General features: G+C 33.7%; 11 protein-coding genes. 6 read left to right on the top strand and 5 right to left on the bottom strand.

The window, feature by feature from the left end:
• Nucleotides 1-65: 65 nt before the first annotated feature.
• The gene (locus tag ABYI63_RS09750; RefSeq protein ID WP_372755945.1) at nucleotides 66-3,098 is read left to right on the top strand and encodes a leucine--tRNA ligase; all 3,033 of its coding nucleotides are present in this window, start codon (nucleotides 66-68) and stop codon (nucleotides 3,096-3,098) included.
• Nucleotides 3,099-3,219: 121 nt separating this feature from the next.
• Here ABYI63_RS09750 and ABYI63_RS09745 read toward each other — a convergent pair whose 3' ends face one another.
• The 3 genes from ABYI63_RS09745 to ABYI63_RS09735 form a co-directional block, all read right to left on the bottom strand.
• The gene (locus ABYI63_RS09745; RefSeq protein WP_372755943.1) at nucleotides 3,220-3,720 is read right to left on the bottom strand and encodes a hypothetical protein; all 501 of its coding nucleotides are present in this window, start codon (nucleotides 3,718-3,720) and stop codon (nucleotides 3,220-3,222) included.
• 101 nt (nucleotides 3,721-3,821) lie between these two features.
• On the bottom strand, nucleotides 3,822-4,172 hold the full coding sequence (locus ABYI63_RS09740; protein WP_372755941.1) for a hypothetical protein: 351 nt from the start codon (nucleotides 4,170-4,172) through the stop codon (nucleotides 3,822-3,824).
• Nucleotides 4,173-4,289: 117 nt separating this feature from the next.
• Nucleotides 4,290-4,721: a TerB family tellurite resistance protein gene (locus ABYI63_RS09735; protein ID WP_372755939.1), complete on the bottom strand. Its 432-nt coding sequence runs from the start codon at nucleotides 4,719-4,721 to the stop codon at nucleotides 4,290-4,292.
• Nucleotides 4,722-5,148: 427 nt separating this feature from the next.
• Here ABYI63_RS09735 and mfd point away from each other — a divergent pair, with 427 nt between their 5' ends.
• From mfd to ABYI63_RS09720, 3 genes are all read left to right on the top strand, one after another.
• Entirely contained in the window at nucleotides 5,149-8,496 is a 3,348-nt protein-coding gene (mfd, locus tag ABYI63_RS09730; RefSeq protein ID WP_372755937.1) for a transcription-repair coupling factor, read from the top strand.
• 57 nt (nucleotides 8,497-8,553) lie between these two features.
• Nucleotides 8,554-9,879, top strand: coding sequence for a TlpA family protein disulfide reductase (locus ABYI63_RS09725; RefSeq protein WP_372755935.1), 1,326 nt, complete (start codon nucleotides 8,554-8,556; stop codon nucleotides 9,877-9,879).
• Nucleotides 9,880-10,000: 121 nt separating this feature from the next.
• Nucleotides 10,001-10,558, top strand: a complete 558-nt coding sequence (locus ABYI63_RS09720) for a hypothetical protein (protein ID WP_372755934.1) — start codon at nucleotides 10,001-10,003, stop codon at nucleotides 10,556-10,558.
• A gap of 82 nt (nucleotides 10,559-10,640) precedes the next feature.
• Here ABYI63_RS09720 and ABYI63_RS09715 read toward each other — a convergent pair whose 3' ends face one another.
• Complete coding sequence (locus ABYI63_RS09715; RefSeq protein WP_372755932.1) at nucleotides 10,641-11,000, bottom strand: YraN family protein; 360 nt, start codon at nucleotides 10,998-11,000, stop codon at nucleotides 10,641-10,643.
• 53 nt (nucleotides 11,001-11,053) lie between these two features.
• The gene (locus tag ABYI63_RS09710; RefSeq protein ID WP_372755930.1) at nucleotides 11,054-13,306 is read right to left on the bottom strand and encodes a TonB-dependent receptor domain-containing protein; all 2,253 of its coding nucleotides are present in this window, start codon (nucleotides 13,304-13,306) and stop codon (nucleotides 11,054-11,056) included.
• A 158-nt stretch (nucleotides 13,307-13,464) separates the two neighbouring features.
• On the opposite strand from ABYI63_RS09710, the gene ABYI63_RS09705 reads away from it, so the two are divergent.
• Nucleotides 13,465-14,118 carry a metal-dependent transcriptional regulator gene (locus ABYI63_RS09705; RefSeq protein ID WP_372755928.1) on the top strand — a complete coding sequence of 218 codons (654 nt, stop codon included), beginning with the start codon at nucleotides 13,465-13,467 and terminating at the stop codon, nucleotides 14,116-14,118.
• Nucleotides 14,119-14,120: 2 nt separating this feature from the next.
• Nucleotides 14,121-15,143: a DtxR family transcriptional regulator gene (locus tag ABYI63_RS09700; protein WP_372755926.1), complete on the top strand. Its 1,023-nt coding sequence runs from the start codon at nucleotides 14,121-14,123 to the stop codon at nucleotides 15,141-15,143.
• Nucleotides 15,144-15,158: the final 15 nt, after the last annotated feature.

Here is a 15,158-nt window from a genome sequence, read left to right as displayed (position 1 = left end):
TTTTCAAAAAATTGCTTTACGACTCTGCCATTTTGTGAATAAATCAAAGACGTGAAAAAGGAGATATGACATACAATTTCAACGAGATAGAGGCCAAGTGGCAAAAATATTGGGCAGAAAACCAAACGTTTAAAGCTGATAATAAATCGGAAAAACCTAAATTTTATGTGTTGGACATGTTCCCGTACCCGAGTGGTGCTGGGTTACATGTTGGGCACCCACTAGGTTATATCGCTTCAGATATTTATGCGCGTTACAAACGTCACCAAGGGTTTAACGTTTTGCATCCGCAGGGTTATGATAGTTTTGGCCTTCCGGCAGAACAATATGCCATACAAACCGGACAACACCCGGCTTTAACTACCGAAGAAAACATAAAAACTTACCGACGTCAATTAGACCAAATTGGATTTTCTTTTGATTGGTCTCGTGAGGTTCGAACTTCAGACCCAAGCTATTACAAATGGACGCAATGGATTTTCATTCAGTTATTTGAATCTTGGTATAATAACGATACCAACAAGGCGGAATCTATTGAAACCTTAATAGCTGTTTTTGCTTCCGAAGGAAATTCAAAGGTTAATGCCGTTTGTGATGATGCCATTGCACCTTTTTCTGCTGAAGACTGGAACAACTACACTTCAAAAGAACAACAAGAAATCTTATTAAAATATAGGTTGACTTATTTAGCTGAAACGGAAGTAAACTGGTGTCCGGCTTTAGGAACTGTTTTGGCAAATGATGAAATTATTAACGGTGTTTCCGAACGCGGTGGCCATCCCGTAATTAGAAAAAAAATGACTCAATGGAGCATGCGTATTTCAGCTTATGCTGAACGTTTACTTCAAGGTTTGGATAAAATTGATTGGACAGATTCACTTAAAGAAAGTCAGCGAAATTGGATAGGAAAATCCGTTGGAGCCTCGGTTTCGTTTAATGTTATTAAAAGTGTATCTTCTGTTGCTGTAGAAACAGCTTATAAAATAGACGTTTTTACTACAAGACCAGATACTATTTTCGGGGTAAGTTTTATGACTTTGGCCCCAGAACACGAACTGGTTTCAAAAATTACAACAGAAGCACAAAAGGCAGAGGTTGAAGCTTATGTTTTAGCTACTGCAAAACGTAGTGAACGTGATAGAATGGCCGATGTTAAAACCATTTCAGGTGCTTTTACGGGTGCCTACGCCGAACATCCGTTTACAAAACAGCCGATTCCGGTTTGGATTGGCGACTATGTATTGGCAGGTTACGGAACAGGTGCTGTGATGTCTGTACCATGTGGCGATCAGCGCGATTACGATTTTGCAAAACATTTCAATATCGAGATACCTAATATTTTTGAAGGTGTTGATGTTTCAAAGGAAGCATTTTCAGATAAAGATAAAACCTTCATTGCCAACAGCGATTTCTTAAATGGCTTAAATTATAAAGAAGCTACTAAGAAAGCTATTGAAGAGTTGGAGAAATTGGGTCAAGGTGAAGGTAAAACCAATTACCGTTTGCGCGACGCTGTGTTTAGCAGACAACGTTATTGGGGCGAGCCCTTCCCGGTTTATTATGTGGATGGTATGCCTCAAATGATTGCTGCAGAGCACCTACCAATAAAACTTCCAGAAGTAGAGAAATATTTACCTACCGAAACTGGCGAACCTCCTTTAGGAAACGCTACGGTTTGGGCCTGGTGTACAGAAACCAATCAAGTGGTTTCTAATAGCAAGATAAACAATACGACCATTCATCCTTTAGAACTTAATACCATGCCAGGTTGGGCGGGTAGTTCGTGGTATTTTAACCGTTATATGGATTCTTCTAATACAGAAGAATTTGCAAGTAAAGAAGCGTTAAACTATTGGAAAGATGTGGATTTGTACATTGGTGGAAGCGAGCACGCCACAGGGCATTTACTATATTCTCGTTTTTGGCAAAAATTCTTGTTCGATAAAGGCTTGGTGCCAGTAGATGAGTATGCTAAAAAGCTGATTAACCAAGGAATGATTTTGGGTGAGAGTGCTTTTTTGTACATTATAGAAGGAAGATTGACAAATGAAACTGAGGATGTTTCTGCCTTTTGTCAAATTATCATTTCAAAAGAATTTTATTCTAATCTAGAGAAAAAGGAAGGTTACATTGAAGAATTAGGAGAGCCTCTAGCAAAATTTTTGGACAAAGAATTAGGTGTATTTCAAGAGTTTAATAAGAATTATATTTATTTAAAAAAATCATTTAAGGCCTTTAAAACATCTAACATAGATGTTAGTTATGTTAATATCCATAATGAATTAGATTTACTAAGTTTGAGTGAAGATAAACGTTATGAAAGACTTCAGAATGCCCACTTTTTTGATGGAAATAATGTAATTCAGAATAAAGATATTTCTTTTGAAACCAGAATAAAAGTTTCTCGCGAAGTCGAAAAAATGTCAAAATCCAAATACAACGTCGTTAATCCAGACCAAATCTGCGAAGAATATGGTGCAGACAGTTTAAGACTTTACGAAATGTTTTTAGGTCCATTAGAGCAATACAAACCTTGGAATACTGCCGGTATTACGGGTGTTCATGGATTCCTTAAAAAACTTTGGAAATTGTATGTTGGTGAAAACGGATTACTGGTTAATGATGCAGAACCTTCAAAAGATAGTTTAAAAACGTTTCATAAAACGATAAAAAAAGTACAGGAAGATATCGAGAATTTCTCGTTCAATACGTCGGTGTCAACCTTTATGATTGCCGTAAATGAGTTAACGGCTCAAAAATGTACTTCAAAAGACATTTTAGAACCATTATTAATTCTCTTATCACCTTATGCACCACATATTGCCGAGGAATTATGGCATCAATTAGGTTATAACGAATCTATCGCAACAGCAGCATTTCCAGAATTTGATGCGAGTCATTTGGTAGAGAGTAGTAAAAATTACCCAATTTCATTTAATGGTAAAATGCGTTTCACGCTAGAATTACCAATGGATTTTGATGCAAAACAAATTGAAGAAGTTGTTATGGCTCACGAAAAAACCAAAGAGCAATTAGCGGGAAGAACACCTAAAAAGGTGATTATTGTTCCTGGAAAAATTGTGAATATTGTAGGCTAAGATTATATTAAACACTTATCCTCAATTTTATTATTATAAGAAACGCCATAATTTCATAATTGTGTTATAAATTATGAAATTATGGCGTTTCGTTTTTTATAAAGATTTGTTGTTAATTTAATTAAGAAGCCAGTTTTAAATTAGGCTGTACTGTAAGTGCATTTTTTATTAAAGTATGCCATTTTTCAACGCGTTGTAATTCGAAATCTTCGGATAAATCTTCGTCTATTTCAAAGAAAGGTATTGTAAGTGTAGGCTTTATATTCGATTTATAAACGAATTCTAAAGCCAAACTTTTAAGGGCAATGTTTTTATTTGCGTTGTTGTGATTTTTAATAATGTTACATTGCTTAATATCCTTTAGGTTTATTTCGGTAATCACACCAGGCTCTGCATCGCTGAATTTAATATAAGTAAGCAATGCGTTATCGCTACTAATACCTATAAAGTTCTTTCTCCAAATCTCTTTTATGGCATAGGTAATACCATTGCTTTTGGTTAATTCATTGGCTTGTTTTTTTATATTACTTGTATTCTTTGTTCCGTTGTAAACGAATAATAAAAAGGGAACTACAACGCTTAATACTAAAATTGTAGATATTATAATTAATGAAATTTTCATCTTGTAAGTTTTTAAAATTAATTTTTTTTGAATAGCAAATTACTCATTAAAATTTTTTTAATGATTTGGTAATTAGATTGTTGAAATAAAATTAATTGCCTTTACAAGAAGGAGTGAAAGGGGTAAATAATGGTACGCGTTGTTAAATTAACATCGAAGTTATCGCAAACTTTTAAATACTGTAAATCGTTTTCAAGAACAGTGTAGTTTTCTGTTTTCTTATTAAAAAACGTGTTTTCAGTGGTTTGGTCTTTTTTCTTATCAATACTAATAAGGTCATGCAAACCATTGTTAGGACTGATTGCTAAAGCATTATAAGAACGCTCAAGTTTAATATCATGTTTTGCGGTTGAAACTTTATTCAATGCCACAGCATTGCCATTAGTTTCAAAAAGAAACAGGGCAAAGAAGCTTAAAGCAATGGTTAAAATTAAACCTTTAAATTTTAGCATGTTATTAAATTACAAGGTGTAAAGGTATAAAGAATGCTTGTTAAATAAATAATAAAATTGGTTTAAAAAAAATGCGAACACAAAGGTTCGCATTTAGTATTGAAAAAACAGAAAGTTTTAATGGTTCATGTTTTTAATTTCTTTTATAAAGGTGTCTAGGTCAACCCCATTATTAACCAAAGTTAGAGCCTTATCAACAATATACTTTACGTTTACAGCATGAAAACCTAAACCAACACCAATTTTGTTTAAAAGTTTGTGTTCCGGATCTCCTTTTATTTGGTCTACATGTACCATACGCACTAGGTCGTATAAACGCTCTAAGCGTCTATCATACTCAAGTGGTGGGTTTATAGGATGCGATTTATAATCTTTTAAAATAATCTTATAATCAGCTTCACTTATATCTAAATTAACCGCCAAACGGTCTAAAAATGCTTTTTCATCTTCGGTTATAACACCATCATCCATAGCTACACGCACAATAGCTGCAAAATGGTCTTCATTACGCTTTTTAAATCCACTATCAAATAAATCTGAAATCGACATATATTTTTGTTTTAGTTGTAATACAAACCTACATATTTTTTTCGTTTAATTAATACTTGTGAAAATGAAAAAAAATAGTAAGCCAATTGGTTTATATCTAAAGTTAAGGAATAAAAATCATTTTTAAAAATTTATTAAATTCCTTTTTGGGGCATTCCCACGCTTTTGGCGCGGTCGCGTTTTTCGCTATATCTTTTTTGTGCTGAATTTGTTTCAGTTCACTAATAAATTTCAGATCAGTTTTTAAATATAGGCATCTAATTTTCTTAATTTTTAAGCACAAAAAAGGATGCCGCTTCAACCGCTAATGCAACTACCAATTAATTAAGTGGCATTTCGTTAATTCAAAAAATACTTGCGAAAGTCTTCCAAAAAATTTTTAAAATAATTCTAAAATGTATCTTTGCACACTTAAACCCAATTGTAGGTGAGTAAAACCATATTATCTCAGACCTATTTACAGACTTTGCAAACGCAAAATCTGCAAACTGCTATTGCCCAAACTAAAAGTAGAATACATTTAAAAGGACTTGCAGGTTCCTCATTATCCTTTGTAATTTCAAGTGTTTTTAATCAAAACGATTTGCCTTTTCTACTCGTTTTTAACGACAAGGAGGAAGCGGCTTTTTACCTAAACGATTTGGAACAACTTTGTAGCGACAAAGATGTGTTGTTTTATCCAGGTAGTTACCGCAGGCCATATCAAATAGAAGAAACCGATAACGCTAATGTACTTTTGCGTGCTGAGGTGTTAAATCGTATCAATTCCAGAAAAAAACCGGCCATTATCGTTACCTACCCGGATGCTTTATTTGAGCAGGTTGTTACTAGAAAAGAATTGGAGCGTAATACACTAAAAATTTCGGTAAGCGATAAACTGTCTATTGATTTTGTAAACGAAGTCCTTTTTGAATATCAGTTTAAACGTGTAGATTTTGTTACCGAACCAGGGGAATTTTCAGTGCGTGGTGGCATAGTAGATGTTTTTTCGTTTTCAAACGATGAACCTTACCGTATTGAATTTTTTGGTGATGAGGTAGATAGTATTAGAACCTTTGATGTGGAAACCCAGCTTTCCATAGAACAAATAAAAAAAATAAACATCATACCCAATGTAGCCAATAAACTGCTTCAAGAAAGTAGACAAAGTTTTTTGGAATATATGGCACAGAAAACAGTGGTGTTTTTTAAAAATGTGGATTTGTGTTTTGCCAGAATTGACGATTTTTATTCCAAAGCAGAAGAGGCATTCAAAACTCTTTCTTCTGAAATAAAACATGCACAGCCAGAGGCCTTATTTTGTAATTCAAAGCAATTAAAAAAACAATTACTCGATTTTTCAATTGTTGAATTTGGAACTTCAGCAATCATGCCAAATGCTGTAAGCATCAATTTCAATACGACACCACAACCTTCTTTCAACAAACAATTCAATTTGTTAATTGAAGATTTAAATACAAATTACGATAAGGGTTATACCAATTATATTGCCTGTGTTAGCGAGCAACAAGCCAAACGGTTTCATGATATTTTTGATGATTCGCATCTGGAAGTGAAACCCTACCATGCCATTGTACTCTCATTGCATCAAGGATTTATTGATCACGACAATCAAATAGTATGTTATACCGATCATCAAATTTTTGAGCGTTACCACAAGTTTCATGTTAAAAATGGTTATGCTAAAAAACAGGCCATTACTTTAAAAGAACTTACGAATTTAGATATTGGGGATTACGTAACGCATATCGATCATGGTATTGGGCGTTTTGGTGGCTTACAAAAAATTGATGTAGAAGGTAAACAACAAGAAGCTATTAAGTTGATTTATGGCGAGCGCGATGTGTTGTATTTAAGTATACATTCACTTCATAAAATCACTAAGTTTAATGGCAAGGATGGAAAACCACCTAAAATTTATAAACTTGGTAGCGCGGCTTGGAAAACCTTAAAAGAGAAAACCAAATCTAGAGTTAAGCACGTTGCATTCAATCTTATAAAACTTTACGCAAAGCGAAAAACAGAAAAGGGCTATCAATACAACCCAGATAGTTATATGCAACACGAGTTGGAAGCTTCTTTTATATATGAAGATACGCCCGACCAAAGTATGGCTACTGCTGATATCAAAGCCGATATGGAAAGCGAACGCCCAATGGACAGGTTGGTTTGTGGTGATGTGGGATTTGGTAAAACGGAAGTCGCTATTCGCGCAGCCTTTAAAGCAGTTGATAACGGCAAGCAAGTGGCTGTTTTAGTGCCAACTACCATTCTGGCTTACCAGCATTCTAGAACTTTTTCGGAGCGTTTAAAGGATTTTCCTGTAACGGTTGATTATGTAAACCGCTTTAGAACCGCTAAAGAAAAACGAGAAACCCTAGAGGGTGTTGAAAACGGTAAGGTAGATATCATTATTGGTACACATCAATTAGTGAATAAATCGGTTAAATTTAAAGACCTTGGCTTGCTTATTGTGGATGAAGAACAGAAATTCGGTGTAGCAGTAAAAGAAAAACTAAAAACCCTAAAGGATAATGTAGATGTTTTAACTTTAACCGCAACGCCCATACCTAGAACCTTGCAATTTAGTTTAATGGCGGCACGCGATTTATCAGTTATCACCACAGCACCACCAAACCGTTATCCTATTGAAAGTCATGTGATTCGTTTTAATGAAGAAACCATTCGCGATGCCGTTAGTTATGAAATTGAACGTGGCGGGCAAATTTATTTCATTCATAATCGGATTGAAAATATTAAAGAAGTAGCAGGTATGATTCAACGTTTGGTGCCCGATGCAAAAATAGGGATTGGTCATGGCCAATTAGATGGTAAAAAACTAGAAGAATTGATGCTGGCTTTCATGAATGGTGCCTTTGATGTTTTGGTGAGTACCACGATTGTTGAAAGTGGTTTGGATGTGCCTAATGCAAATACCATTTTTATTAACAATGCCAATAATTTTGGACTAAGTGATTTGCACCAGATGCGGGGTAGAGTAGGGCGAAGTAATAAAAAGGCATTTTGCTACTTTATTACACCGGAATATTCGGCGATGACTGATGATGCCCGTAAGCGGATTACAGCCTTAGAGCAGTTCACAGAACTTGGAAGTGGTTTCAACATCGCTATGAAAGATTTGGAAATTCGTGGTGCTGGCGATTTATTAGGTGGTGAACAAAGTGGTTTTATAAATGAAATTGGTTTTGATACATACCAAAAAATACTAAGTGAAGCCATTGAGGAACTAAAAGAAAACGAGTTTAAGGACTTGTACGACGCTCATGAAGAGGATAAGGTGTATGTGAAAGAAGTAACTATCGATTCTGATTTTGAATTGCTTTTTCCAGACGATTACGTAAATAATATTGCGGAGCGACTAACATTATACACCAAATTAAACGAATTAAAAACAGAAGCTGAATTAGAAAAATTTGAAGCTGAATTAATTGATCGTTTTGGCGAATTACCGAAACAAGTAGCCGATTTACTAAGCAGCGTTCAAATAAAATGGATTGCTACAAAAGCAGGTTTCGAAAAAATTGTAATGAAACAAGGTAAGCTAATAGGCTATTTTATTACCGACCAGCAGAGCAATTTTTATCAAAGCAGAGGGTTTACCAAGATGCTACAGTTTGTACAAGCAAATTCAAGCAAATGTAAAATGAAAGAAAAACAGACCCGTAATGGGCTGCGGCTTTTGTTAACCTTTGAAAATATTAAATCGGTAAAACAAGCTTTAAATGCTTTAAAACCAATTATTGAAACTAAATAAAACAGATAGCTAAACACTTTGAATCTTTGAAATTTTTGAATCTTGAAACAATTAAAAATGCTATTTAGAATTATTATCATATTAGCCCTATTACCCAACATGGTTTTGGCTCAACATACTATAAAAGGCGTGTTTACACCAGCAAAAGATTATGAGGTGGTATTACTATATAGAGTTACCCCAACGGTATCCGAATATATAACCAATGCACCTATACAAAAGGATGGGAGTTTTCATTTTGATATGGATGCTTCAGCAGTAACGGGCATGTATCGTTTGGTGTATGCAGTTCCGCAGGAAGATTATAATTTCGATGTTATTTATAATGGAAAAGAAGATATTATTCTAGCCTTTAACTCTGAAACTGGTGTTACTTTTAAAGCCTCTGTAGAAAATAAATTGTTAGCCTCTTATACTGCTAGTATGTCGGCCATTACACAAAGTATTACCAATTACTTCCGAAGCGAACGAAAGGATACGATAGCTTTAAATAGTATTTTTAAAACTCAACGTGATGCACAAACGAGGTATGAAAAGCTAGCAGAAAAAACCATTGCTCTGCATTTTATTAAAGCCAACAAACCCTACATTCCCAAAAAGTATGAAAACGTTAAAACCTATGTGAAAAATTTAAAAATACACTATTTTGATAATATTGATTTTGCCAATAAAATATTACAAAGTTCTAGCTTTTTACAAGAACGTATGCTTAATTATGTGTTTGGGGTTTCCAATGACGAAAAAGATGAAATTACTAACTATAAAAGTAATATTGATGTATTTGCTAATGCATTAAAAGCGGCTCCAACATCTGTAAAGCGTATTTTATTACTGGATTTATGGCAGGAAATGGTAGATTTAAATTTAGCTCCTGTTGCAAACCATATCTCCAAAAATTATTTATTAGAAGTAGCAAAACTATTAAAAGACGATGAACTTGTAAGCACTTTAACGCTTTATACAAACCTTTCTATTGGGCATAAAGCACCCGATTTTTCATTCACAGATAATAAAACCAAAACAACAAGGAAATTAAGTGAGTTAACCGAGGCAGAGAGATATATTATTGTTTTTTGGAGTAGTAGTTGTTCACATTGTTTAGATGAAATTCCACAATTACACAACTTTATGAAAACTAAGGCCAAAAACAAATACAAGGTTATTGCTATAGGTTTAGAAGACGATGATAAAAAGTGGAAAGAACAAATTAAAAACTATCCCGATTTTACTCATGTATTAGGTTTAGGGAAGTGGGAAAATAAAATAGGAGACGCTTATGGCGTTAATGCTACACCAACGTATTTTATACTTGATAAAGACAAAAAAATGCTTTATAAACCCGAGGATATAGAAGAATTAAAGGAGTTTGTAAGTTTAAAATAAATCGTTGAAATGCACATTAATTAGACTAAACGCTAATTTTTTGATAAATAACTTACTTTTTATTTGGTTTTATTACATTCAAGTCTATATATTCGCTGCTTAACCCCAAATAAATTTAAAAATGAAAAAAATTATCAAGTTAAGTTGTTTATTATTTGTTTCGTTGGCTATCTTTTCATGTTCTGAAGACGATGACCAAGAAAGTTTTTCAAATAGCATTACCTATGATGGAAGTGTATTTAGTGTAGAAGATGCTTATTTATATGATTTTGGATCTTCTGAAGGATATTTTGTTCGCGGATTTTCATTAGAAGGAACACTTAGTGAAGATATGGAGATTGAATTTTCTGGAATTTTTGCATCGAAAGGAGAAGAGTCATTTACGCCAGGTACTTTTAAATTTGTTAATCTAGATGAAGAAGGTGATATTGAAAATTATCCAGATATGCTTTATGGAGAGGCTTATATTTTTACTGGGGAATCGGAATTAAAAGTTGTAGCTGGAGATATTGTAATCTCTAAAAGTGGTGATGGTTATTCTTATGCTATCAGTGGTGTTTTGACTTTGGAAAATGATGAAGTTGTTACAATCAGTTATGATGGTGTTTTTGAATTTTATGGTGCTTCTGAAAGTATAACTAAAACTACTATAAAATCTTCTAAGATTTTTAAAAAATAGAAAAATAAGTAACTAAATACTGGTATACTTATTTTACACAAAAACCTCCTTAAACAGGAGGTTTTTGTATTTAAAAAACTTTTCAGAAATGATAAAATGCATTTTTTAAATGCTCAATTTTAAATTGCTTACCGTCTTTAACTATGGCAACAATATCAAAACGTACTTCAACATTTAAATCATTAGTCGTTACGTATGCATCAACAGCTTTTACGAGACGCTGAATCTGCTTTGGTTTTACAAAATCCTGAGGGTTTCCAAAATCTGCGGTAGTTCGTGTTTTTACTTCAATAATAGCTAGGATATTTTCTTTTTGAGCAATGATATCTACTTCGGCTTTATCAAAACGGTAATTCCGTTCTATAATAGCATATCCATTTTCTAAAAGAAAATCTACTGCAAGTTGTTCACCCTTTTTTCCAAGTTCGTTGTGTTGGGCCATTTAGGATAATTTAATTGAACTAAATGTATAAATTAAATTATAAATGGGGTCGTTTATTTTAATAGATATCGTAATCCAAAAAATAACCGTCTGCCTTGATTTGGCGCGTAAATATAACCTGCATCAAAGGTTAATGCATACGGATTATTGGCTGTTGCTGTTGCATTGCCGTTAGCATCAAAAACCACTTCCTTGTCAAAAGGATCATTCGCTCTAGAAATTAAAAACGGATTTCCTTTATTAGGCGTCCAGTTCAATAGATTTTTCACACCTCCGTAAAATTCAAAGTTCTTTAAACCATCAAATGTAACTTGAATGTTTTGAATGCTCCATACGGGCGATTCTGGTAATCTAGGGTCCAATTCACCTAAAAGAGGTAATCTCATGGGACCATAGAGGTTTCCTGTATAATCAATTAATATATTATGATTAAAGTTTTTATATGAAACAGACCATGTTCCAGAATATTTTTCGGTTAATATTTGTTGTTGTTTAATGCCATTTTCGGTTTGTGTTACTTCTTGAATGGTAAAACCAACTAAACCCTTAAAATTACTAGATATAATAGCATCCATATTTACGCTAAAGCCCAAACTAGAGGCGCTGCCTTTTAAATTGTCATAAATAACTTGGTTTGGGTTGGTATCATAATCTGGTAAAATGGCATTGGTAAAAGTCGTATACCAGGCAGAAGCGTCTAAACCTATAATTTTGCCACTTTTTGTATAGAATTTTTTTAGGTAATTTAAATTAACGTTATAAGAACGTTCTGGTTTTAATTCTTCTTCAATTATCACATCTCTAGCGCCATTTAAGGCAGCATGTTCTTCTGTAAATAGGTTTACAACGCGGAAACCTGTACCGGCGTTTATTCTAAAAATGTCATGCTCAGTCGGTTTGAACTTATAAGCTAATCTTGGTGTGAAAATATTGACATGGCGTTTATCATAATCATATCGGGCGCCAAGTAAAATCTTATGTTTTTCATTTAATTTTATTTCATCTTGAATGAATAAGGAAGGAATGACGATTTCATCTTCTTGTTCTGTAACAGGTGTGTTATCATTATAGTAATTATAGCGTGCAGAAACTCCAAGTAACCAATCATGATGGTTGTTTGTAATATCCCATGTTAATTGACCAAAACCAATGCGTTGTTGAGCCAAATATAGGGTGTTACCATAGGCTGAATTTTGGTCGTGGTCTGAATATGAAAACTGAAACATCATTTTTTCCTGTATTGGTAATTGGTATTTACCTATTAATTCATAGCGTTTAGTGTATATACTTTCGCCATACACATCGTTACTTTGTCGGTATTCCGGGGTCCATTGCATTTCACCACCCCATCGGTCTTCATAAAAAAAACGTCCAGCTAATGAAAATGCGCGGTTATTTTGTCTTTTGAAATCCCATTTTTGAAAAACAGAAATACGATCTTGTAAAGTAACATCGGTAAAATTGTCGTTATTGTTATCAATAGGGTTTGAATAGTTAAAATAATTTGCACCAATAAGTACACTTGCTTTTTTCCCCACATTGGCTTTAAAGCCTAAATCTACATTTAATTCTTCCCAGTCTGTTATAAAACTTTCGGCAAAAACCAAGGGCGCATTTTCTGGGAGTTTCGTAATTACATTAATTAATCCGCCTACCGCTTCACTACCATATAACGATGAGGCCGGACCTTTCACTATTTCTACCTGTTCAATTAATGAGCTTGGTATTCCAGAAAGACCATAAACGGTTGAAAGTCCGCTTACTATTGGCATGCCATCTATTAAAACTAAGGTGTAAGGTCCTTCCAAACCATTTATATGAATATCGCCCGTATTACAAACGCTGCAATTTATTTGCGGACGAACGCCATTTACAGCTTGTAACGATTCAAAAATGTTGGGTGCCGGATTTTTTTTCAAGAAAGTTGGTGCATAAACTTCAACTGGAACAGGACTTTCTAGTCTGCTTACAGGTTTCAAAGTTCCGGTGACTACAATTTCGTCAAGAAGTTCGACCTCTTCTAAATTAATATTAATCGTAACATTATTCCCCTTTATAGTTATAGGTTTTTGAACCGTTTTAAAACCAGTGAAGGATACTATTAATGTGTAGTTGCCTTCAGCGACCTTGTCTATTACAAATCCACCATCTTCACGACTTACCGCACCTTTAGAAGTGCCTTTTAAATAAACGTTTACGTAGGGAAGAGATTCGTTATTGGATGTAATTTTTCCTGAAATATTAAAGGTGTTATCTGCATTTAGTGTGTTGGATAGCAGTAATAGTAGGGTAATTAGACTCCTCATTCGTTATGTGTTTCAATGGTTATTCAACAAATGTCTTATTTTTATTAAATCTAAATAATGATAAAAATCAGGTTCTGCAATTCTTTTATTTAGTCCTACCTAAAAATATATTTATATATAAGTAAAAAATGCTATCTTTATGGTTATAAAGTTGAAGTATGACTACCCTATCGGAAGAAAATTATTTAAAAGCTATATACCATTTAGGAAAACAAGGAGAGAAAGCAGTAAGCACCAATGCTATTGCTGAGAAAATAGAAACAAAGGCCTCCTCCGTTACCGATATGATAAAGAAGCTTGCAGAAAAAAATTTAGTTAATTATGTTAAATATCAAGGAGTTAGTTTAACAAATGAAGGGCGTTTAACGGCGGCTTTGGTGGTTAGAAAACACCGATTATGGGAAGTTTTTTTGGTAAAAAAACTTAATTTTTCATGGGATGAGGTGCATGATGTTGCAGAGCAATTAGAGCATATAAAATCGTTAAAACTTGTAAATGAGTTAGATGCATTTTTGGGGTTTCCTACTCACGATCCTCATGGCGATCCCATTCCAGATAAAGATGGCAATTATACCCAAACCAAAAGTGTAAATATTTTAGAAATGGAAGCAGGGCATGAGGGGGTCTTATCTCTAGTAAAAGATTCTTCCGAAATGTTTTTAAAATATTTAAACAAAAACAATTTGGCTTTAGGAGATGTTATAAAGGTTTTAGATTTTGAACCTTTTGATAATTCAGTTACCATTCAAACCAAAAACAAACAAATTATCATTTCACAGCAAGTTGCTAAAAATTTGTGTTTAAACCTATAACCATGTTTGAATATAATCCTATAACCGCACTCTTTGTTTTTTTTGTATCTGTAGGTGTTTTATATGTGCTTTTTAGACCTGTAAAGGGTTGGTTTTGGATTATTAGAAACAATTTTAAAAGCAATGAAAAAATAGTTATTGAAGATATTTTAAAGCAACTCTATCATTTCGAAAATTCAGGAAACAAGGTAGATACTAAAACTTTGCTACAAGTATTAAATTTTAATAACAATCAAATTATAGAAGTTTTAAAAATAATGACCATCAATAATTTAATTTCTTCAGATTCTGATGTGCTTAAATTAACTGAAGCGGGCAGGGAATACGCATTACGTATTGTACGTATTCATCGACTTTGGGAACGCTATTTGGCTGATAAAACAGGTTTTAGCAAAGAAGAATGGCATGATAGAGCCGAAATGATGGAGCATAAATTAAGTCATGATGAAACCAATTCCTTGGCTGCACATTTGGGGAATCCAAAATTTGACCCGCATGGCGATCCAATTCCAACGCATACGGGTAAAATAGCAACTATAAATGGTGTGGAATTGCCTTTATTACCTGTAAATACTATTGGAAGAATAACACATATTGAAGATGAACCCGAAATTATTTATAAACAGATTTTAGCCGAAAACATTCATATTGGTTCCCTTATTCGGGTTACAGAGAATAATACCACTAGAATTGTATTTCATTCTGAAGGAGAAGAATTTAAATTAGCTCCTATAGTGGCTGCCAACCTTACCGTTGCTCCTATTGAAAAAGAGGTGGTTTTAGAGGATAATATTGCAAGGTTATCAAGTTTGAAAGAAGGTGAATCGGCTAATATAATTGGAATTTCTAAGGAGAGTCGTGGCGAAAGTAGAAGACGTTTATTGGATTTAGGCTTTGTAAAAGGAGCCACAATAAAAATAGATTTGGTAAATCCGTTAGGCGATCCAAATGCTTATTTAATTAAAGGGACTTCTATTGCACTGCGAAAAGATCAGGCGGCAAAAATTCTTATTAAAAAAGATTAAGTTATGGAACCTAAA

The sequence above is a fragment of the Mariniflexile sp. genome, assembly GCF_041583155.1.
Classification (GTDB): domain Bacteria; phylum Bacteroidota; class Bacteroidia; order Flavobacteriales; family Flavobacteriaceae; genus Mariniflexile.
This window is presented reverse-complemented; position numbering and strand designations above follow the sequence as displayed.

Bases quoted from the DNA above. Each gene is read 5' to 3' on its own strand.
- ABYI63_RS09750 (WP_372755945.1), top strand. From the start codon at position 66: ATGACATACAATTTCAACGAGATAGAGGCCAAGTGGCAAAAATATTGG.
- ABYI63_RS09745 (WP_372755943.1), bottom strand. From the start codon at position 3,720: ATGAAAATTTCATTAATTATAATATCTACAATTTTAGTATTAAGCGTT.
- ABYI63_RS09740 (WP_372755941.1), bottom strand. From the start codon at position 4,172: ATGCTAAAATTTAAAGGTTTAATTTTAACCATTGCTTTAAGCTTCTTT.
- ABYI63_RS09735 (WP_372755939.1), bottom strand. From the start codon at position 4,721: ATGTCGATTTCAGATTTATTTGATAGTGGATTTAAAAAGCGTAATGAA.
- ABYI63_RS09725 (WP_372755935.1), top strand. From the start codon at position 8,554: ATGCTATTTAGAATTATTATCATATTAGCCCTATTACCCAACATGGTT.
- ABYI63_RS09720 (WP_372755934.1), top strand. From the start codon at position 10,001: ATGAAAAAAATTATCAAGTTAAGTTGTTTATTATTTGTTTCGTTGGCT.
- ABYI63_RS09715 (WP_372755932.1), bottom strand. From the start codon at position 11,000: ATGGCCCAACACAACGAACTTGGAAAAAAGGGTGAACAACTTGCAGTA.
- ABYI63_RS09710 (WP_372755930.1), bottom strand. From the start codon at position 13,306: ATGAGGAGTCTAATTACCCTACTATTACTGCTATCCAACACACTAAAT.
- ABYI63_RS09705 (WP_372755928.1), top strand. From the start codon at position 13,465: ATGACTACCCTATCGGAAGAAAATTATTTAAAAGCTATATACCATTTA.
- ABYI63_RS09700 (WP_372755926.1), top strand. From the start codon at position 14,121: ATGTTTGAATATAATCCTATAACCGCACTCTTTGTTTTTTTTGTATCT.